This is a genomic window from Terrabacter ginsenosidimutans (genome assembly GCF_039539425.1).
Taxonomy (GTDB): domain Bacteria; phylum Actinomycetota; class Actinomycetes; order Actinomycetales; family Dermatophilaceae; genus Terrabacter; species Terrabacter ginsenosidimutans.
On sequence record NZ_BAABDC010000003.1, the window covers coordinates 489,183 to 510,121 of the forward strand.

15 protein-coding genes are annotated in these 20,939 nt (G+C 69.9%); 5 read left to right on the forward strand and 10 right to left on the reverse strand.

Features of this window, described 5'->3' with window-relative positions; translation table 11 throughout:
* Nucleotides 1-291: 291 nt before the first annotated feature.
* From ABD831_RS12560 to ABD831_RS12580, 5 genes are all read right to left on the reverse strand, one after another.
* Nucleotides 292-594, reverse strand: coding sequence for an AAA family ATPase (locus ABD831_RS12560; protein ID WP_344946740.1), 303 nt, complete (start codon nucleotides 592-594; stop codon nucleotides 292-294).
* A gap of 497 nt (nucleotides 595-1,091) precedes the next feature.
* Nucleotides 1,092-1,886: a helix-turn-helix transcriptional regulator gene (locus ABD831_RS12565; protein WP_344946743.1), complete on the reverse strand. Its 795-nt coding sequence runs from the start codon at nucleotides 1,884-1,886 to the stop codon at nucleotides 1,092-1,094.
* A 411-nt stretch (nucleotides 1,887-2,297) separates the two neighbouring features.
* Nucleotides 2,298-4,169, reverse strand: coding sequence for a DEAD/DEAH box helicase (locus tag ABD831_RS12570; RefSeq protein WP_425582816.1), 1,872 nt, complete (start codon nucleotides 4,167-4,169; stop codon nucleotides 2,298-2,300).
* Between the two features lie 27 nt (nucleotides 4,170-4,196).
* Nucleotides 4,197-4,769: a hypothetical protein gene (locus tag ABD831_RS12575; protein ID WP_344946746.1), complete on the reverse strand. Its 573-nt coding sequence runs from the start codon at nucleotides 4,767-4,769 to the stop codon at nucleotides 4,197-4,199.
* A 220-nt stretch (nucleotides 4,770-4,989) separates the two neighbouring features.
* Nucleotides 4,990-5,235, reverse strand: coding sequence for a hypothetical protein (locus tag ABD831_RS12580; RefSeq protein WP_344946749.1), 246 nt, complete (start codon nucleotides 5,233-5,235; stop codon nucleotides 4,990-4,992).
* 799 nt (nucleotides 5,236-6,034) lie between these two features.
* Here ABD831_RS12580 and ABD831_RS12585 point away from each other — a divergent pair.
* A complete protein-coding gene (locus tag ABD831_RS12585; protein WP_344946752.1) occupies nucleotides 6,035-8,890 on the forward strand; it encodes a PQQ-dependent sugar dehydrogenase in 2,856 nt (951 codons plus the stop codon).
* A 148-nt stretch (nucleotides 8,891-9,038) separates the two neighbouring features.
* On the opposite strand, the gene ABD831_RS12590 is transcribed toward ABD831_RS12585, so the two are convergent.
* On the reverse strand, nucleotides 9,039-9,584 hold the full coding sequence (locus ABD831_RS12590; protein ID WP_344946755.1) for an NADPH-dependent FMN reductase: 546 nt from the start codon (nucleotides 9,582-9,584) through the stop codon (nucleotides 9,039-9,041).
* A 256-nt stretch (nucleotides 9,585-9,840) separates the two neighbouring features.
* Here ABD831_RS12590 and ABD831_RS12595 point away from each other — a divergent pair, with 256 nt between their 5' ends.
* A complete protein-coding gene (locus ABD831_RS12595; protein WP_344946758.1) occupies nucleotides 9,841-11,649 on the forward strand; it encodes a CotH kinase family protein in 1,809 nt (602 codons plus the stop codon).
* A 123-nt stretch (nucleotides 11,650-11,772) separates the two neighbouring features.
* On the opposite strand, the gene ABD831_RS12600 is transcribed toward ABD831_RS12595, so the two are convergent.
* A complete protein-coding gene (locus tag ABD831_RS12600; RefSeq protein WP_344946761.1) occupies nucleotides 11,773-12,060 on the reverse strand; it encodes a hypothetical protein in 288 nt (95 codons plus the stop codon).
* Between the two features lie 67 nt (nucleotides 12,061-12,127).
* Here ABD831_RS12600 and ABD831_RS12605 point away from each other — a divergent pair, with 67 nt between their 5' ends.
* A complete protein-coding gene (locus ABD831_RS12605; protein ID WP_344946764.1) occupies nucleotides 12,128-13,573 on the forward strand; it encodes an HNH endonuclease signature motif containing protein in 1,446 nt (481 codons plus the stop codon).
* Nucleotides 13,574-13,769: 196 nt separating this feature from the next.
* On the opposite strand, the gene acs is transcribed toward ABD831_RS12605, so the two are convergent.
* Nucleotides 13,770-15,764 carry an acetate--CoA ligase gene (gene acs, locus ABD831_RS12610; RefSeq protein WP_425582819.1) on the reverse strand — a complete coding sequence of 665 codons (1,995 nt, stop codon included), beginning with the start codon at nucleotides 15,762-15,764 and terminating at the stop codon, nucleotides 13,770-13,772.
* A gap of 323 nt (nucleotides 15,765-16,087) precedes the next feature.
* Here acs and ABD831_RS12615 point away from each other — a divergent pair, with 323 nt between their 5' ends.
* Nucleotides 16,088-17,779 carry an alkaline phosphatase D family protein gene (locus ABD831_RS12615; RefSeq protein ID WP_344946771.1) on the forward strand — a complete coding sequence of 564 codons (1,692 nt, stop codon included), beginning with the start codon at nucleotides 16,088-16,090 and terminating at the stop codon, nucleotides 17,777-17,779.
* A gap of 40 nt (nucleotides 17,780-17,819) precedes the next feature.
* Nucleotides 17,820-18,644 carry a lysophospholipid acyltransferase family protein gene (locus ABD831_RS12620; protein WP_344946774.1) on the forward strand — a complete coding sequence of 275 codons (825 nt, stop codon included), beginning with the start codon at nucleotides 17,820-17,822 and terminating at the stop codon, nucleotides 18,642-18,644.
* Here the strand turns inward: ABD831_RS12620 and trpS are convergent.
* Together trpS and ABD831_RS12630 are read right to left on the reverse strand one after the other, a co-directional pair.
* On the reverse strand, nucleotides 18,638-19,798 hold the full coding sequence (trpS, locus tag ABD831_RS12625) for a tryptophan--tRNA ligase (RefSeq protein ID WP_344946777.1): 1,161 nt from the start codon (nucleotides 19,796-19,798) through the stop codon (nucleotides 18,638-18,640). The genes ABD831_RS12620 and trpS overlap by 7 nt on opposite strands.
* A gap of 172 nt (nucleotides 19,799-19,970) precedes the next feature.
* Complete coding sequence (locus ABD831_RS12630) at nucleotides 19,971-20,900, reverse strand: hypothetical protein (protein ID WP_344946780.1); 930 nt, start codon at nucleotides 20,898-20,900, stop codon at nucleotides 19,971-19,973.
* Nucleotides 20,901-20,939: the final 39 nt, after the last annotated feature.

The following is a 20,939-nucleotide window of genomic DNA, read 5'->3' on the forward strand; positions in this document are numbered from 1 at the left end:
GAGATATCGAACTCGTCCGAGTTTTGTCAGACATGGGTGATGGGTTACCCGTCTGGGTCGTGTCGCGCGACGGCGTCGGACGATGTGTGGGGCGCTTCAGCGCGCTGGTCGTTCAGGGAGAGGGCGCCCGGCGAGGCTGCCAAGCGGTGGTTTGCCCTTGATCGCTCGTACAGCCTGCCCCCTCCGGCGGATGGCAATTCGCCTACAACGAGTTCTGTATCAAGGCGACCCGACCGGCTCCGGCCGTCTGACGAAGCCGTCCGCGCTTTGACGGATGCCATCGACCGACGTTCAGTAGTTCAGGTGGCGAAGGTATCGCTCCGGCGCCTCGAGGAACCGGCGGTGGTGCTCGACGACGTCGAGGTCGTCCCACGCGCGCTCGTGGATGCCGGCCTCGTCGAACTCGAGGATCGTCGCGCCGGGGAGGCTCGCGACGACCGGTGAGTGCGTCGCGATGAGCACCTGCACGCCCGGCTGCGACACGAGCTGGATGAGCGCCCCGACGAGCGCGAGCTGCGCAGTGAACGACAGCCCCGCCTCCGGCTCGTCCATGACGAAGAAACCCTCACCGGTGAAGCGGTTGCTGCGCAGCATCGCAGGAACGACTCGCCGTGGCTCAGCTCGTGGAACGGCGTCTCGCCGCGGGGCGGCGGGTTGTCCTCGAGATAGGTGAAGAGGCCATGCATGGTCTCGGCTCGCAGGAAGTAGCCCCAACGAGAGGCGCCGGCACCGCGAACCAGCGAGATCGACTCGGCCAGAGGTGATTCCGAGACCCGCGTCGAGTGACGTGCGCCCGTCGAGCCGCCCTCGGGGGAGAGGCCGTATGCCGTCGCGACCGCCTCGACGAACGTCGACTTCCCGGTCCCGTTCTCACCGACGACGACCGTCGCCTGCGCGAGGTCGAGGCCTCGGGTGAGGACGTGGGCGACCGGGGCGAGCGTCGCCGGCCACTGACCGTCGCCCAGCATCGCGTCCTCGGACCGCTGCACGCGGCGCACCGGCAGCGGCGCCGTCCAGTCGTCGTCCCCCATGAGCCGACCCTACGAGACGGGGGCCTGGTGCGGGCCGGACCTGACGGCATACGCCATCCCTCAGCCGTTCTCCTGCAAGCCCGCCCACCAGGCGGCAGCGGCGGCCCTGCCGGAGCGCCCCGACTGCTCGTAGACCGAGCTGAGGTGCTTGCGCACCGTCCGTTCCGTGATGCCGAGGCGACGGGCGATCCGCACATTCGTCCAGCCGGCGGAAGCGAGGGTCAGCACCTCGGCCTCGCGGCGGGTGGGACGGTAGTCGGCGCAGAGCGCGGCCGGCGCGGCGAGCATCCCTGGGTCCACCGGAGCCGGACCGTCAGCCCCGAGGAGGGCCGTGGTGGCATCCAGGGCAGAGCGGAACGCCAGCGCGGCAGCCAGGGGCCGCTGGATGGTCTCCAGCGCCTCCACGTCCTCGGGCCGGAAGTCGGAGTGCGAGCGGTGCGCACCGAGGAAGAGCACGTCCGTGGGCGACGCGTGCAGCATGATCGCCATCGGGTAGCGGCCGTCGACGTGGCCGTGCATGCGCTCGTAGACCTCCGTGTGCCAGAAGTCAGGGAGGACGACGAGGTCGCTCATCAAGGTCGCGTGGGAGGTCGAGAGCGACAGGATGGCCGGGTGCTGGTCGGCCACCTCTGCCGCGAGACGTCCCAGCTCGTCCGAGACAGGAGGGGAGCCGGCGGTCTCGACCGAGACCTCGGCGGACCCGCCGACCTGACGGATCCGGGTGATGCCGATGCCGGCATCGGCCCGGACAGCGTCCACGACGGCCGGAAGCAGGGGAGACAGGGCCTCCCCGCGCGCAGCGGTGACGGCGAGGTCGCGAGCGAGCGCCGCCGCGTGCCGTCGAGGGTCTGGCACCTCTCCTCCTCCTGCAGAGCAGGTCCGGCGGCCCCGAGCGCACGAACCCCTGTCGTGGTGTCGATCGCGGCGGCCGTCAAGGTGTCCGAAGAGGCACTAATGCCGTGATCGCGTTGCTCATCAGAATGGCACGATTGGGGAGCCGTCAGGGGAGGTTGCGAGGTATGGCTCGGTTTCGAAGGTCCACACCCGGCGCTGCGGGGCGCCCCCGGGTGAGCGCGGACCCGCGAGGCACCAGGCGCGCATCGCGGCGGCGGTAGGGGGTTGCTCGGGGGTGGGAGGTCTTGCAGCCCCGGCGAGGGCGTCGGTCGCCACTGACGGCACCGACGCATCGCCGGGGCTGCCGGAACCTGCGACCCCGGGGCTGATGCCTGCAGCCCCCCGGGACCCCGCGCGGCAGTCGTGCGGTCGCTACGTCCTTGGCTTCTTCGAGTAGTCGCCCCGAGCCGGGCCCCGAGCCGCACCGCGGTCCTCGCTCAGCTCGATGAGCTGGCCCGAGATGCGGGTCGAGCGCAGCTTCTCCAGCGTGCCCGGCGGCAGGGTGGCCGGCAGCTCGACGAGGGAGTGGTCGGTGCGGATGTCGATGTGGCCGAAGTCGTTGCGGCCCAGGCCGCCCTCGTTGGCCAGGGCGCCGACGATCTGTCGCGGCTCGACCTTGTGCCGGCGCCCGACGGCGATGCGGTAGGTCGACATCGGACCCGAGCTCCCACGCCGCGGGCCTCGATCGCCTCGGTCGCCACGGTCGCCTCCACCCTGACGTGCGCCCCGGTCGTCCCGGCGGTCACCACGTCGGTCGTCGCGTCGGTCGCGCGGACCGCGGTCGTCGAATGTCCTTGCAGGACGGGCCTGCTCGGGGTCGAGCAACATCGGCTCGTCGCCCTGCAGCACCACGGCCAGCGCCGCAGCGACGTCGGACTCGGGCACGTTGTGCTCGTTGACGTAGTGGGCGATGACGTCGCGGAAGACCTCGATCTTGTCGGTCGAGAGCGCCGCCGTGATGGCGTCGTCGAAACGGGTCAGGCGCGTGGCGTTGATGTCCTCGACGCTCGGCATGGTCATCGGCACGAGCGACTGGCGCGTGGCCTTCTCGATGGCCTTGAGCAGGTGGCGCTCACGCGGCGTGACGAAGGAGATCGCGTCGCCGCTGCGGCCCGCGCGCCCGGTGCGGCCGATGCGGTGGACGTAGGACTCGGTGTCGGTCGGGATGTCGTAGTTGACGACGTGGCTGATCCGTTCGACGTCGAGACCGCGGGCCGCGACGTCGGTGGCGACGAGGATGTCGAGCTTGCCGGACTTCAGCTGGTCGACGGTGCGCTCGCGCTGGTTCTGCGCGATGTCGCCGTTGATCGCCATCGCCGAGAAGCCACGCGCGCGAAGCTTTTCCGCGAGCGTCTCGGTCTCGTTCTTGGTGCGGACGAAGACGATCATCCCCTCGAAGTTCTCCACCTCGAGGATGCGGGTCAGGGCGTCGACCTTCTGCGGATAGCTCACCGTCAGGTAGCGCTGCGTGATGTTCGGCGCCGTCGACGTCGTGGTCTTCACCGTGATCTCGACGGGGTCCTGGAGGTACTTCTTGGAGATGCGGCGGATCTGCGAGGGCATCGTCGCGGAGAAGAGCGCGACGTGCTTGTCGTCCGGGGTGTCGGCGAGGATCGTCTCGACGTCGTCGGCGAAGCCCATCTTGAGCATCTCGTCGGCCTCGTCGAGCACCAGGAAGCGCAGCTCGCTCAGGTCGAGCGTGCCCTTCTCGAGGTGGTCCATGATGCGGCCCGGGGTGCCGACGACGATGTGGACGCCGCGGCGCAGCGCGCTCAGCTGCACGCCGTAGGCCTGCCCGCCGTAGACGGGCAGCACATGCACACCCTTGAGGTGCGCGGCATACCGCTCGAACGCCTCACAGACCTGCAGGGCGAGCTCACGGGTCGGGGCGAGGACGAGCGCCTGGGGCTTCTTCTGCTTGAGGTCGAGCCGGCTGAGGATCGGCAGCGCGAAGGCCGCCGTCTTGCCGGTGCCCGTCTGGGCGAGGCCGACGACGTGGCGCCCCTCGAGCAGGGCCGGGATCGTCGCCGCCTGTATGGGGGACGGGTACTCGTAGCCGACGTCGCGCAGCGCCTTGAGCACCTTGTCGTCGAGGCCGAGGTCGGCGAAGCTCACCTGGTCCGACGCGGCCTCCCGGCTCTCGGCGGACTCGGACTCCCGGTCAATGGTCTCGGGCGCTTCGGACTGGATGCTCTGCTCACTCACCCCCCTGACGGTAGTGCCTGCGGCGGGGGTGGGCGACATGCCCTGATCGCGGTCGGGCGGTGGCTGCTACGCAGGCAGGGGGAAGACGTCGGTGATCCGGCAGGCGCCCCCGCCTCCGGTGAGCGGTGGCGTCGAGCGGCTGCCGCTGCAGATGGTGACGGGCTGGGAGCCGCCGACCACGGGTGAGCAGTCACAGCGGTACCTGACGTACGTCACGCAGACCTCGCCGTTGGCGCTGGTGTTGCTCGCCCCGCCGTCGGTGTAGAGCAGCACCCGCTGGGTGCCGGCGGTGCCGGGGGTGCACCACTGGTGGTTCGACGGGGCGCCCCCACAGGAGGAGCACGTGCACGCGCCGCTCTTGACCGACACGGCGTAGTGCGGCTCGGACACGCCGTTGACCGTCACCCCGGTGATCACCGTGACGGTGTCCTCGGAGCCTCCGGGGGTGGTGACGACGATCTCGAAGACGTAGCCCTTGTAGGTGTCCGACGAGCCGCCGGGCAGCTTGCACGCCGAGCCGGTGAAGGTCAGGGGCGCGGTGGACGCCGCCACCGCCGGAGCCGGGGCCGCGACGACGACGGCGGGCATGGCCCATGCCGCGCCTCGCACCACCGTGCGACGGCTGAGCTCATTCGTCACGTGCGCATCCCTGTCAGACATGCATCCTCCGGCCTTGTGGCCTGAGTGGCCCCTGTTCACCTGTGGCCCCTTTGGCGCACATGTTCTCTACTGGGCGTTTTGTATCACCCTGCAGGTATGAATGGGTGGGAAATGACGCACGAAAGGTCGCGCCGGACGGCGAGCGGAGCGGCCTGGCGGTCCCAAAGGGGCCCAAAAAGGTCAAAAGCGGCTATGGAAGTCAGTGAACGACCGTGTCGGCGACAATCTCGAGCTGGATCGCGAGCGAGTCGCTGCGGTCGATCGGGTGGTCACAGGACGACGCCGACCTCGTGTCGCCGCCGAGGGTCCACGAGTACGCGACGGAGGTGCCGTCGTGGTCGGCCGCGCAGTCCGGCTTTCCGGTCGCCTTGGCCAGCCGGGTCACGGCTGCGGCCTTCGCCAGTGCGACCATCTGGTCTTGCGTCAGCGTGCCGGTCCTCGTCACGCCGTTGTGCACGTACGTCCATGCACCCGTCCAGTTGATGTCCAGACTTGTGCTGCAGGCGCCGCCGGCGCACATGCCGCCCCACGTATGACGCCTCAAGGTCATGCCAACCGGCACAGAGGGGTTCGGGGCCTTGCTCGAGGGCATAGTCCCATCAGCCGCGACGACCGCTGCAAAGGTGGTGACCTGCGGTGACGCGGGCTCGAGTGCGGACACGTGTCCGCACCCGGCGAGGAGAGCGGCCGCCAGGCACACGGCATACGCCCTCGGTCGTCCCACCCGTCCGGATGGTCGTCGACCCGACTGCCTCATCCTGCGCCCCTGTCGTTCGCCTGCACCTGCGCAGATGGTGACAGCCGAAAGGGCCTGATCGGTCCGGTTCGGACAAAAGCACCGCGGGCGCGCCTGTCCGGACGCGCACACGGTGACGCACCGCAGACAGAGCTGCTCAAGGCCCGGTTGTGGTGCTTGAGAACGTTCCCCATCAATGCCGCGGCTGCACATATAGGGCATTCATTACCAATCCTTGTCAAAATAAAACGCTTTCTTTCCATTTATGAGACATGGTTTTTACGGGGCTTTTACCTTGAGCAGGTCGACCCACGGGGGCGTAGGCGTCGGCGACCGCAGGGGAGGAGCCACCACCGTGCCCATACGTCGGATCTTGACCGCAACGGCTGCCACCATCACGATCCTGGCCATCGGGGCTGGGGCCAGGGTCGGCGCCGCGAACGCGGCCTCTGTCATTTCGGCCGCCAACAGTGGCGGCGTCGGCCCCTTGGCGGCATCGACTGCTGCGTTGACGCTGCCGGCCGGCTTCCAGCTCGTGGACTACCCCACGGGACAGTCGGCCTACAACCTCACGAACTTCGCGTGGCTGGACGATGGCGGTCTACTCACCAGCGGCAAGAACGGCACGATCACCTTCCTGCCACCCGGCGGGACAGCGGCCCGCGTGGTGGGTCAGGTGCCGTCCGTGAGGGCACTCGGCGACCATGGCTTCCTGGGCTTCGCGCCGGCCAACGACTACGGGTCCACAGGCCGGGTCTTCGTGTCGTACGACAAGGGCGATCCGGCCGGCACCGGGTTCGGGATGGTGGAGGAGTGGAAAGCGCTCCCCGCAGACAGTCCCACCAGCTTCACCCGAGTCAGGACTCTCGTCGACGGCAGTCAGACCTCGCCGCAGCTGGCCCAGCTCCAGCGCGTTCACGGTATCGACTCCGTCGTGGTGGCCCCCGACGACACGTTGTTCGTCAGCATCGGGGATGACGCGCTCAACAACGGCGACCCCATGACGCTGCGCGCACAGGACCTCAACCAGCCGTACGGCAAGGTGCTGCACCTCACGCCGGACGGGAGGGGCGCCCCCAGCAACCCCTTCTACTCCTCCGCTGCTCCATCGTCGTGGCGGAGCATGATCTACGCCTACGGTTTCCGTAACCCGTTCCGCTTCGCCCCCGACCCCCGCTCGGGGGTGCCGCACCTGGGTGACGTGGGCTGGAGCACCACCGAGGAGGTCGACACCTTGGTGCCGGGAGCCAACGGGGGCTGGCCGTGCTACGAGGGCCCGGCCCGCACCACGTTCTCGACCTACAGCGTCTGCCAGGCGCTCTACGCCGCAGGCTCGGCGCGGATGCCGATCTGGTCCTACCGGCACGACGAGTCGGGTGTGCAGGCGGGCGCCGCGGTGGTGGGCGGAGTCCACTACACGGGCACGTCCTACCCGAGTCAGTACCGCAATTCCTTCTTCTTCGGCGACTATGCCCGCCACGACCTCTGGACCCTGGCAACCGACACCGCTGGCGCCATGACGCGGGCGCCCGAGGCCGCCGGCTTCGCCACCGAGGCCGGCGGCCCAGTCGCCTTCCACACCGGCCCCAACGGCGACGTGACCTACGCCGACCTCATCGGTGGCACGGTCCGGCGTCTGGTCTACCGGGCCGGCAACCGTGCCCCCGTGGCCACGTTCAGCTCGACCACCGACGCTGCCACCAGGACCGTCACCTTCTCGGCGGCAGACTCCTACGACCTCGATGGTGACGCGCTCACCTACAGCTGGGACCTGGGGGACGGCACGACCGTGACCGGGCTGACCGTGGCCCACGCGTACGCAACCGCGGACCCCATGACGGTGACCCTGTCCGTCCGTGACCAGCTCGGGGCCGCGAACACCGCGACTGCCACGATCTATCCCGACAACCACACCCCAGAGCTCACCCTCACTGCCCCGGACCCGCCGACCACCTATGCGGTGGGTGACACCGTCGCACTGTCGGCGACCGCTACCGACGCCGAAGACGGTCCGCTGACGGTCAGCTGGGACACGAGCCTGCTGCACTGCCCCTTCGCCGGCAGCTGCCACCTGCACCCAGACGCCGAGCCGGTGGCCGGCCCGACCTACAGCAAGCCGTTCACCGACCACGGCGCGGACACGACCATGCTGGTGACCGCCCGCGTCGTGGACTCCAAGGGCGCCGCCGCGACCACGACGTATGAAGCCAAGCCCACACTGCGCACCATCGCGGTGAACAGCCCCGTGGCCGTGAACATCAACGGGGTGACTGCAGCCTCAGCCCGGGTGGTGGCCGGCTCCAGTGTGGAACTCGCCGCCCCGGTGACCTCCACCTACTGGTCGTTCCGTAGCTGGAGCGACGGGGGCACGGCCGCACACGCCACCACCATGCCCAACGCTGACCTCACCCTCAGCACCCGCTACACCACCGCGATCGACACCAAGTACGCCGCGGCGGGGGGAAGCTCCTCCTTCCTGGGGAGCCCCACCACGCCCGAGTACGACATCGCCGGGGGTCGGGCCCGCAACTACATGGGCGGCCGCCTGTACTGGACTGCTGCTACCGGCGCCCACGAGGCGCACGGCGCGATCCTGACCAAGTACCTCGCCGCCGGGGGACCGGCGGTCCACGGCTTCCCCACCACCGACCAGGTGGCCGTGACCGCAGGTCTGGCGGTCTCCTTCACCAAGGCCCGGATCTACTGGTCGTCGACCACGGGAGCGCGCCTCGTCAGCGGCTCGATCCTGACCAAGTACCTCGCGACCGGCGGGCCCGACCGGTACGGGCTGCCGACGACCGATGTCACCGCGGTGACCGGTGGGGCATATGCCTACTTCACCGGCGGACGGAGCATCTTCTACTCCGGCACGACGGGCGCGCACCTGGTGAAGGGCGGGATCCTGACCAAGTACCTCGCCGCGGGGGGGCCGGCGGTCCGCGGGTTCCCCACCACGGATGAGATCGTGGTGACTGCAGGGCTGGCCACGTACTTCACGAAGGCCCGGATCTACTGGTCGTCGACCACGGGAGCGCGCCTCGTCAGCGGCTCGATCCTGACCAAGTACCTCGCGACCGGCGGGCCTGACCGGTACGGGCTGCCGACGACCGATGTCACCGCGGTGACCGGTGGGGCATATGCCCACTTCACCGGCGGACGGAGCATCTTCTACTCCGGCACGACCGGCGCGCACCTCGTCTACGGCGGGATTCGCACGAGGTACGCGTCAATGGGCTACCAGAGATCGTGCCTCGGCTTTCCCACCACCGACGAATACGCCATCAGCGACGGCCGCCGCAACCTCTTTGCCCACGGCAGCATCACCTATCTCTCCAGCACCCACACCACCACCGCCAGCTGCTAGCGACGCCCACTCGGAGGGGCCGTCAGGTGGGCGGCGCAACTGGCTTTCGTGAAGGAGGACCAGCTTCTTTGCTGGCGAGCGCGCACACCCGGCGAGGACCGCGGCAGCCAGGCACACGGCATACGCCCTCGTCAGCTGTACCGACGGGTCAGGCCGTGGCGCCGACGGGCTCGTCGACCTTGGCGGCCAGCGCCTCGAGGAGCGCGCCCAGCTCGGCGCGGCGCTCGTCGGTGACGTCGAGCTCACCGGCGGGGGAGACGTCCTGGGTGAAGACGAGGCCGGTCGCGCCGACGACGTCCGCCTTGACGTGCTGGAGGACCTTCGTGAGGTCGGCGGTGGCGTCGCTCGCGCCGCTCCAGCCGTAGCCCACGAGCGCGATGGGCTTGGCGTCCCACTCGGCGAAGAGGTAGTCGATGGCGTTCTTGATGGGGGCCGGGAAGCTGCGGTTGTACTGCGGCGTGACGACGACGATCGCATCGGACTCGAAGACCTTCGAGGCCCAGTCCTTGGTGTGCGGCTTGGCGTAGTTGCCGTTGCGCGGCATGTCCTCCTCGTCGAAGAACGGCAGCGAGGACAGGTCGAGCAGCTCGACCTCCCACTCGCTCGCGGGCGCTTGGGCGGCGACCCACTCGGCAACCTTCGGGCCGATGCGGCCGGGGCGGGTGCTGGACACGACGATACGAAGTTGCTTCACGGTTCAACCAACTATCACGACTGGTCGGGCATTCCGGGCGGGGCCGTGCTGCCGGTGTGAGTCATGCCACATGCCGCTCACGAGGGCCCGTATACCGCAATTCGCGAACTTTTCAATCATCATGCATTCAGCAATCATTCAGAAAGGTGCCTGATTAATACGGCATATGCTCAATGTCCGGAAATGTAGTCAGGATTAATTGATCGACAATTTCCAAAAACGTCTCGGAGAAGGTTGTCCGCTGCATTCTTTCTCCATGAGAAACCTACGAATTGCGAGCCTCTCGCTCTTCGCGACGCTGGCCCTGGTCGCACCTGCCGTAGCCGCTTCTGCGGTGGTGCCCACGCCTCCGGCGACGGTCACGAACATCCCGACCGTCTACGTGACGCTGACCGACCTGCCCGCGAAGGACTCACTGAGCTACATCCATGCCAACAAGGACATTCCCGTCGCCAGCCAGGTCGACATCGCCGACGGCACCAACCCGACGCAAACGGTCAAGTGCACGACGCTGCCGACCGACGCCGCACCGGACGGGGTCGGCTGCCCGACCATCAAGGGCCACGGCAACTTCACCTGGACGCTGGACAAGAAGTCCTACCAGCTGAAGTTCGACAAGAAGACCGCCGTGCTCGGCATGCTGCCGGGCAAGACGTGGATCCTCATCGCCAACCGTGCAGACGCCTCGCTGATGCGCAACAAGGCGACACTCGACCTCGCCCGCCAGTTCGGCATGTTCGCCACGCCCGACTCGCGCTTCGTCGACCTCGTCGTCGACGGCAAGGACCTCGGCTCCTACCTGCTGACCGACAAGGTCACCGTCACGAAGTTCGACCCGTTGAAGCCGGACAACCACGTGGCGCTCACCAACACGCAGGGCGTGCTGCTCGAGATGGACAACCACTACGGCTCCGCCGACCCGTTCCACTTCACGACCGCCAAGAGCAGGTCGATCTTCGTGCTCAAGGACTCGTACGTCGGCTTCAAGAACGACCCGGGCGTGGTGCTCGACGCGGACACCCTGGCGGGTTGGAACGATGCGAAGAACACGATCAACACCGTCGAAGGTCTGCTCTATGCGCCCAGCCCTGACTGGGCCAAGATCAGCGCGCTCATCGACGTCGACTCCTTCATCAAGTACTACTTCATCTCGGAGTTCGTCGAGAACCCGGACGTCTCGTCCTCGAGCGTCTTCTTCTACAAGGACGGTCCCAGCGACAAGCTGCACGCCGGTCCGGTGTGGGACTACGACATCTCGCTCGGCAACTACGCGAGCACGAACCGCGGCGGCAACCCCACCGAGGACTACGTCAAGAACGAGCTCCTGACCATCACCGGCAACGGCCAGTTCGACTGGTGGACGCAGCTCTTCCGCAACCAGGCGTTCGCCGCGCAGGCCAACTCGACCTACGAGACGCTCAAGCCCATGGTCAACGCCGTGCCCTCGAAGATCGACGGCTACCAGACGGCCCTCGCGCAGTCGGCGGCCCACAACTTCGTCGTGTGGCCGAACATCCTCGGCAAGACGTCCGTCATCGCCTTCAACGGCGGGCACACGCCCATCAAGACGACATGGGCGGCCGAGGTGGCCCTGCTCAAGACGTGGGCGACGCAGCGGGCGAGCTTCCTCGCGCACAACTACGGCTCGAACGTCCCGGTGCTCCGCTACCAGGCGCAGGTGCAGAGCATCGGCTGGCAGCCGCTCGTGTCGACCGGCCAGATGGCCGGCACCGTCGGCAAGTCGCTGCGCGCAGAGGCGCTGAAGATCACCGACACCAACACGACGACGACGGGCTCGGTCATCGGCAACGCCCACGTGCAGAACCTCGGCTGGATGGGCTACCAGGCACCCGGCGCCATCATCGGCACGGTAGGTCGCTCGCTCCGGATGGAGGCGATCCAGCTGAAGCTCACCGGCAACCTCGCCACGAGCTACAACATCAGCTACCGCGTGCAGGTGCAGAACAAGGGGTGGATGAGCTGGGTGTCCAACGGGGCGACGGCGGGCACGACAGGCCTGTCGCTGCGCATCGAGGCCCTGCAGATCCGCATCACCAAGAAGTGATGGTCGCTCCGGCGACGTCATGACGGACCGGCGCCGTCCACCTTCCCTAGGGTGGGCGGCGCCTTTCCGTGTCCGGCCGGCCAACGGCTGGCGTATGCCGTGTGCGTCTTCGCGCGCCCCGGCTCAGTCCTCGGCCGTCCGCCTCTCGAGCGCCTCGACGCGGGCCACCAGGTCCGCTGCGAGGAGCTCCTCGAGGCGGGCCTCGAGGGCGGAGTCCCTGGAGGCGGCCGGGGCGGGGGCCGGCGTGCTCGCCGTCAGCTCGGCGAGCGCCTGGCGCACGAAGGTGCGGGCGAGCGTCGACGGGCCGACGCCCACCTCGGCGGCCCGCTCGGACAGGGCGTCGAACTCCTCGGCGGTGAAGCGGACGGACAGGACCTTGGTGCGGTCGGCTCCGCGAGTTGGGTCGGGCATCTGGCTCCTCGATCGGCGTGTGTGACGAAGTAGTGCATTGTCAGTGGCCGACTCTATCGTGGTTGTCATGAGCACAGCACCCACCGTCGCCCCGGCCAAGAGCCTCGTCGACGTGCTGCGCTCCATGGCCCAGACGCTGCGCGAGCTGACGCGGGACTTCCCCACGTGGTCGCTGCCCGAGGGAGAGGTCGGAGAGGTCATCGGTCAGGCGCAGGCCGTGCGCGAGCTGAGCCAGTCGCTCACCGCGGTGCTCGCGCGTGAGGCGGACGCGCGTGGCCTCGGTGCCGATGAGGGGCTGTCGCGGACCGACTGGCTGCGCCTGCAGGCCGGGGCCGGACTCGCGGGCCACGGCAGCGGCGGCGGGCTCGACGGGCCAGGGGCTGCGGCCGTGACGCGGGTCGGTGCCGCGATGAACGAGCCTCGGTGGGCCGCGCTGGCAGCCCGGGTCGCGGCGTCGGAGATCCCCGTCGGGCATGCGGCCGCGATCATCCGCTTCCACGACGACGTCGCCCGTATCGCCGACCCCGAGCACCTCGACGCGATCATCACGTCGATGATCGAGGCCAGTGACGTCCTCACCGCACGTGAGCTCGGAAGGCTCATCGCGCACGCCCGCGCCACCCTCAAGCCGCCGGCCGAGCGCGAGTCCGAGGAGGCCGGGCTGCGGCTGGGACGCTCCTTCCGCAAGGTCCGCTCGTGTGCCGGGTTCACCGTCTTCGAGCTGCGCCTCGACCCCGAGGGCGCCGCCATCGTCGAGGCAGCCATCGACCGCCTGTCGCGGCCGCGCCCCGACCTCGCGGCGGACCTTCCTCCAGAGTCCGCGTCGGGCGCTGGGTCGGGCTCCGGGTCGGGCTCCGGGCCGGGCTCGGGGTCGGGCTTTGCGTCGGGCTCCGGGTCGGACGCGAGTCGAGCCGAGAAGGCGGGGACCCGGCCGAGCAGGGAGAGCCGCGAAGGGGAAGTGGAGTCCGAGGACCCCTGCGCGGGCGCGGCCCGCCCGGTGGATCTGCGCGCCGCGGCCACGCGCCGGGCCGACGCCCTGCTCGAGATCATCGGTCGCGGGGTCGCCGCTCCAGAAGGGGTCACCCGCTCTCCACGGACCACTCTCGTGGTTACGATGTCCCTCGAGGCGCTCATGGACGCCCTGCGCGGCGTGGGGATGCTCGACACCGACGCAGCACTCTCACCGTCGGCGGTGCGGCGCCTCGCCTGTGAGGCCGGCATCGTGCCCATGGTCCTCGGCGCCCAGTCCGAGGTCCTCGACCTCGGCTACACCCGGCGTCTCTTCACTCCAGCGCAGCGTCGGGCGCTCGCGGCCCGCGACCACGGGTGCAGCTATCCCGGCTGCACCGTCCCGCCCATGTGGTGCCAGGCCCATCACGTCACGCACTGGCTCCATGGCGGGCCCACTGACCTGCGCAACGGCGCCCTCCTCTGCGGCCGGCACCACATCGTCGTCCACCAGCGCGGCCTGACCGCCACCGTCGCTGCGACCGGCGTCACCTGGCACCTCTAGCTGCGGCGCCCCGCACCCCGCCGCGCACGGTGGGGTCACCGGCATGTCCGCCGCGGGCGGCGTGTGCGCCGCGCGCGGGCCGCGCGCGGTGTGCCGAACCGGTGGGCGCGCCACGCACGCCGCCCGCCTCTCCACGAGGGGGAGGCGGGCGGCATACGTGCTCGGACGGTCAGGACCGCGCGGGAAGGTGAGGGGGTCAGCTGCTCGACATGCCCGTCTTGATGAGGTCCATGACCGAGCTGTCGGCCAGCGTCGTGACGTCGCCAACCTCGCGGCCCTCCGCGACGTCGCGCAGCAGGCGGCGCATGATCTTGCCGGAGCGGGTCTTGGGCAGCTCGCTGACGATCATGATCGAGCGCGGCTTCGCGATCGGGCCGATCTCCCGGGCCACGTGGTTGCGCAGCTCCTGGACGAGGTCCTTGCCCTCGCCCGGCTCGTCGGCCTCCTCGACGAACTCCTGGCGCAGGATGACGAAGGCGCACACAGCCTGGCCGGTCGTCTCGTCGTTGGCTCCGACGACCGCGGCCTCGGCGACCTTCGGGTGCGACACGAGCGCCGACTCGATCTCGGCCGTCGACAGGCGGTGGCCCGAGACGTTCATGACGTCGTCGACGCGGCCGAGCAGCCAGATGTTGCCGTTGGCGTCGTACTTCGCACCGTCGCCGGCGAAGTAGTACTTCTCGCCGAACCGCGACCAGTAGGTCTCCTTGTAGCGCTCCGGGTCGCCCCAGATGCCACGCAGCATCGACGGCCACGGCTTGGTCAGCACGAGGTAGCCGACCTGCTCGGGCGTCGTGAACGGCTTGCCCTCGTCGTCGAGGATCTCGGCGCTGATGCCGGGGATCGGCCGCTGCGCCGAGCCGGGCTCGAGCGTCGTGACACCCGGCAGCGGGCTGATCATGATCGCGCCGGTCTCGGTCTGCCACCACGTGTCGACGATCGGGGCGCGACCGCCGCCGATGTGCTTGTGATACCAGAGCCACGCCTCGGGGTTGATCGGCTCGCCGACCGAGCCGAGCAGCCGCAGCGAGCTCATGTCGAACTTCGCCGGGATGTCGGCGCCCCACTTCATGAAGGTGCGCACCGCGGTCGGGGCCGTGTAGAGGATGGTGACCTTGTAGTCCTGCACGATCTCCCACCAGCGGCCCTGGTGCGGGGTGTCGGGCGTGCCCTCGTACATCACCTGCGTGACGCCGTTGGTGAGCGGCCCGTAGACGATGTAGGAGTGCCCGGTGACCCAGCCGATGTCTGCGGTGCACCAGTAGACGTCGGTGTCGCGGTGGACGTCGTGGACGACGGCGTTGGTGTAGGCCGCCTGGGTCAGGTAGCCGCCCGTCGTGTGGAAGATGCCCTTCGGCTTCCCCGTAGTGCCCGAGGTGTAGAGGATGAAGAGCGGGTGCTCGGCCTCGAACGCCTGGGCCTCGTGCGTCGGGGCGGCCTGCTCGAGCGCCTCGTGCCACCAGACGTCGCGGTCGTTCCACGCCGTGTCCTGGCCGGTGCGCCTGACGACGAGGACGTGCTCGACCGAGGTGTCGCCGTGGTCGAGGGCCGCGTCGACCGCGGGCTTGAGCGCCGAGGGCGCGCCGCGGCGGTAGCCACCGTCGGACGTGATGACGACCTTCGCCTCGGCGTCGTTGATGCGCGAGTGCAGCGCCTCGGCGGAGAAGCCGCCGAAGACGACCGAGTGCGGGGCTCCGAGACGGGCGCAGGCGAGCATCGCCACCGCGGCCTCGGGGATCATCGGCAGGTAGATCGCGACCGTGTCGCCCTTGCCGACGCCGAGGTCGGCGAGCGCGTTGGCGGCGCGCTGCACCTCCGCGTGCAGGTCGGAGTAGGTGATGTCGCGGGTGTCGCCCTCCGGCTCACCGACGAAGTGGATCGCGACCTTGTCACCCCGGCCGGCCTCGACGTGGCGGTCGACGGCGTTGACGCACGCGTTGAGCTCGCCGTCGGCGAACCACTTCGCGAAGGGCGGGTTGCTCCAGTCGAGCGACTGGGTGAACGGCGTGCTCCACGTCAGGTAGGTGCGGGCCTGCTCGGCCCAGAAGCCCTCCGGGTCGGCCTCGGCCTGGTCGAACAGGTCGGCCGTGCCGTTCGCCTGCGCGACGAACTCGGGCGGCGGCGGGAAGGTCTGTCCCTCGTGGACGAGGTTCTCGAGCGGCTCTTCGCTCACGGTGTCACCCTTTCGCATCGACGGTGGTGCGGTCGCGCCACCCGCGTACTCGAACGCCGGCAACGTGGTTGGCACAACTCAAACGCAGGCTAGTTCGCGCATCAAGGGCGGAGTGAGGTGGGTCTCATCGCTACCGGTCAGTAGCCCGGCGAGCGGTCACGCATTGAGGATGAGCGGTCAGGCACGGCGGGCACGTCGGGCACGTCGCAGGCGGGCAGACGGCATACGCCCCCGGAGGGCCCCTCACGGCCAGCTGACGTGTGCCGGGTGCCCCCAACGCTTCACCTGAGGTTCCCCTGGTGGTGGGCCGCGTCGCTCACCGAGTGACGAATGTGGACGACATGGACACGACTCACGATCAGCCCATCACCCAGCCCCTCACCCAGCCCTCTCGCCGCACGATTCTGCGCGGCGGCCTCGCCACCGGCACCGTCGCCCTCGCCGGGGCCGGCCTCGTCGTCGACAGCCGCCCCAGCGCTGCCGCCGTCATCCCGGTCGCCGACCCGTTCACCCTCGGTGTCGCGAGCGGCGACCCCGAGCCCGACGGATTCGTCATCTGGACCCGCCTCGGCCTCGACCCGCTCGCCGCCGACGGCCTCGGGGGTATGCCGTCCACGACCTACCAGCTGAACTGGCAGGTCGCGACGGACGACCGTTTCGCCGACGTCGTCAAGGCGGGAGCCGTTGCGGCGCAGCCCGGTTGGGCGCACGCGGTGCACGTCGAGGTCACCGGCCTGCTCCCCGGCTGCGAGTACTTCTACCGCTTCCGCCTCGGCAGGCATCTCTCCGCCGCGGGTCGCGCCGTCACCGCGCCGAGCGCGCTCGAGATGCCGTCGGCGCTCGCCATGGCGTTCGTCTCGTGCTCGAACTTCCCCGCCGGCTACTTCACGGCCTACGGGCGCCTCGCCGAGGAGCGGCCCGACCTCATCCTGCACCTCGGCGACTACCAGTACGAGGGCGGTGGGAACGGTGTCGGACGCAACCACGCCGGCCCCGAGACGACGACTCTCGCCGGCTACCGCCAGCGCTACGCGCAGTACAAGAGCGACCCCGACCTGCAGGCCGCGCACGCGGCCGCGCCATGGCTCGCCGTGTGGGACGACCACGAGGTCGACAACAACTACGCCGGCGACATCCCCGAGAAGGTCGCCGAGACGCCGACCTTCCTCGCCCGTCGCGCCGCCGCCTACCGCGCCTACTACGAGAACATGCCGCTGCGACGCTCGTCGGTGCCCGACGGGCCGAACCTCGACCTGTACCGCCGCGTCCAGTGGGGGCGCCTCGCGAACTTCCACATGCTCGACACACGCCAGTACCGCTCCGACCAGGCGTGTGGCGACGGCTACAAGGACTGCCCGGACGCCGCCGACCCGGCGCGCTCGCTGCCCGGCACGGCGCAGGAGCAGTGGCTGCTCGACGGCTTCCGGGCCTCGACGGCGCGCTGGGACCTGCTCGGCCAGCAGGTCTTCTTCGGCCGGCGCGACAACAACCCGACTGCTGCGACGACGGCCTCGATGGACGCGTGGGACGGCTACCCGGCGTCCCGGCAGAGGGTCACCCAGGGCTGGGTCGACGCCGGCGTGCGGAACCCGGTCGTGCTCACGGGCGACGTCCACGCGCACTGGGCCTCGGACCTCTACCTCGACTACGACAACCCCGGTGACGTCGTCGGCTCCGAGCTCGTCACGAGCTCCATCACCTCCGGCGGCAACGGCTACGACAGCCCGACCGGGCAGCACCCGTGGGCGGCGTGGAACCCCAACCTGCGCTTCTGGACCAACCTGCGCGGCTACGTCTCGACGACCATCACGCCGTCCGAGCTAACGGCCAGGTTCCGCTGCGTCCCGGCCGTCACGACGCCGGGGGCCGAGGCCTTCACGCGCGCCGAGTTCGTCATCGACGACGGCGTGCGCGGGCTGCGCCAGAGCGCCGACCACCCGCTGCCGACGACGTCCTCGCTGCGACGCTCGGGCCCGACGGACGAGCAGATCGTCGCCGACACCATCCGTGAGGAGACCCACGGCTCGGAGTGAGCGGGCCATCCGAACGGCACGGCTGTGACGAAGATGGGGTGTGACCGACCGGACCTACAGCCTCGTCATCCGTGCTGCGCTCGGAGTCTTCGCAGGGCTCGGGCTGCGCATCGACGTGCGCGGCGCCGAGCACCTGCCGAGCACAGGGGGAGCGGTGCTGGCCAGCAACCACGTGGGCTTCCTCGACTTCCTCTTCGTCGGGCTCGTCGGTCGCGAGCAGGGGCGCTTCGTGCGGTTCCTCGCCAAGCAGGGCGTCTTCACCCCACCCGTCGTCGGCCACGCCATGCGCGCCATGGGACACGTGGCCGTCGACCGGGCGCACGGTGAGGTCGCCCTGCGGCACGCCGTCGCGCGGGCGGGTGCCGGCGAGGTCGTCGGGATCTTCCCCGAGGCGACCATCTCGCACTCGTGGGAGCTGCGGCCCTTCCGGCCGGGTGCCGCGGCCGTCGCGACCTGGTGCACCGTGCCGCTCGTCCCGGTCGCCGTCTGGGGCAGCCAGCGCCTCCTCACCGTCGGTGGTCGCTTCAGCCTGCGTCGCGGCGCCGCCGTCACGATCGTCGTCGGCGAGCCGCTCACCCCCGCGCCCGACGCCGACCCGTATGCCGTCACGGAGCAGCTGCGTGATCGGCTGGACACGCTGCTCGGCGAGGCCATCGCGACCCACCCCGACCAGCCGCGCGACGACGCCGACCGCTGGTGGCTGCCGGCCTCCCGCGGCGGCACGGCGCCCGACCCGGAGGAGGGGCTCCGGCTCGACGAGGAGGGCATGCGCAGGACCGACCTCGCGGCCGAGGCGCGAAACCGTCGCTCCCGCAAGCGATCTCGGGTGCGACGCTGGTCGCTCACGGGTCCTTCCGCTCAGTAGCTCATCCCCATCACCGCACGCACCGTCGCGAGCGTGCGGTCCGCGACGTCGTTGGCCCGGGCGTTCCCCTCGTGGAGCACCGAGGTGACGTATGCCGGGTCGCGGGCGAGGTCGGCCCGGCGGGCCCGGTGCCCCGCCAGCGACTCGTTGACCGCGTCGGTGACGACGCGCTTGAGGGCCTGCGCGCCGCCGTCCCCGATGCGTTCGGCGACCGACTCCGGTGCCTCCTCGAGGAGGAGGCCCGCGATGGTCAGCAGGTTGGCGACGGCGGGACGACCGTTGGGGTCGAACGTGATTCGGCGCTCGGAGTCCGTCCGCGCTGCACGGATGCGGTCGGCCGTCTCGTCAGCGGTGTCGCGCAGGTTGATGACGTTGCCCTTGCTCTTGCTCATCTTCGTCCCGTCCGTGCCGAGCAGCAGCGGGACCTCGCTGAGCAGGGCCTCCGGCTCGGGGAACACGCTGTGCCCCGCGGCATACCTGCTGTTGAAGCGTCGCGCGACGGCGCGGGTCAGTTCGAGGTGGGGCAGCTGGTCGCGACCGACCGGCACGATCCGGCTGTGGCAGAAGAGGATGTCGGCAGCCTGGTGCACCGGGTAGGTCAGCAACAGCCCGGACAGCGGCCGCCCGTCGGAGAGGGTCAGCTCGTCCTTCACCGTGGGGTTGCGCCTCAGCTCGGCGTCGGTGACGAGCGACAGGAAGGGCAGCATCAGCTGATTGAGTGCCGGCACGGCGCTGTGGGTGAAGATCGTCGTCCGCTCCGGGTCGAGGCCCGCGGCGAGGTAGTCCAGCACGAGACCCCGCACGTTGGCGCCGATCTCGCCGACGGAGTCGCGGTCGGTGATCACCTGAAAGTCAGCGATGACGACGAAGGTCTCGACTCCCTTGTCCTGCAACCGGACCCGGTTGCGCAGGCTGGCGAGGTAGTGGCCGATGTGGAGCGGCCCAGTCGGTCGGTCGCCGGTCAGCATCCGGAACCGCGCCGGGTCCTCGGCGGCGTGCTCGTCGATGAGCGCGTCGAGGACGGCACTGCGGTCACGGGCCACGGCATACGTGCCGCACTCGTCGTCGTGCACGGTCGCGGCCGACGGTGTGGTCACCGGCGCCGTCGTGACGGCGGTGCTGGTGGTGATGGCGGTGGGGGTGGTGGTGCTCATGTGGTCTCTCCTGTCGTGGTGGAGGCCCACGGGAGAGACCTGGTCGCACGCCCTGTCGCCAGGGGACATGCGAGAAGCCGCCCGTGGGCGGCTCCGGATCTCGGGTTGGTTCGACGGGCCGCCTCAGCTGGGCAGCCACCACGCGCGGATCGGTGCGACGGTCGAACTCATGTCACTCAGGGTACGCGACGAGGACGCGCTCGGCGATCGCCGTCACCCACCGGCTCGGCTGCCCGGCAGGGTCGTCGGGCACATGGGTCACGCCGGGGTAGGCGCGGTTCGCGTTCCACCGTCCGTCGGGGCGCCGCCGCCTGCGCAGCAGCGCCAGGGCCTCGCCCATGCGGTCGTCACGTGGAACGTTCCCCGCAGCAAGGGAATCCAGCCCCCGGAGGATGTCGTAGTGCCAACGCGCCGGGACGTGCAGTCGCGTGAAGTCCGGGCTGATGACCTCCCCAGTGGTCTCGCTCCGCAGGAGCCGGTGCCGCAGGAGGAACTCCGCCGACGACGCATACGCCTCCTCCAGCTCGTCGCGGCGGTAGTGCGCCCCCGACCTCACGTAGTCCGTGATGCCCTCCATGACGCAGACGGTGGTGTGCACGGAGGAGTGCGTGACCCGGGCGCCGGGACGGTTGTGACGGCAGTTGAACCCGCCGTCGACGACCCGCTCACGCAGCAGGAAGTCGACGACGCTGCGCAGCTCGTCCTCCGCGGCGCCGAACCAGCTCGCGTAGCCCAGCGCCATGCCGTTGACGCAGGCATCGCTCGGCTTCGACGGGGGAGACGGGCTGACTCCGCCGTCAGTGGCCTTCTCGGTCTCGAGGATCAGCTGCACGGTGGCCACCGCCGCAGGGTGGGTGCGGGACAGGCCCATCCCGCGCAGCTGCAACAGCGTGTAGTGGCTCGAGGTCCACTTCGGCTGGTAGAAACCGCGGCCCCAATGACCGTTCGCGCCGCGCGCCGCCAGGATCGCCGCACCGGCCCCCTCGGTCGCGATCCGTGCCTGGAGCTCCGGGTCGTCCCGCCCCAGCAGGTCGCGCGTCGCGACATAGGCCACCGCCGCATCACCGGCCAGCAGCCAGGCGAGCACCTCCGACGTGGCCACCATCTCATCGTGGCAGGCCGGGCGACCCCGCGGGCGACC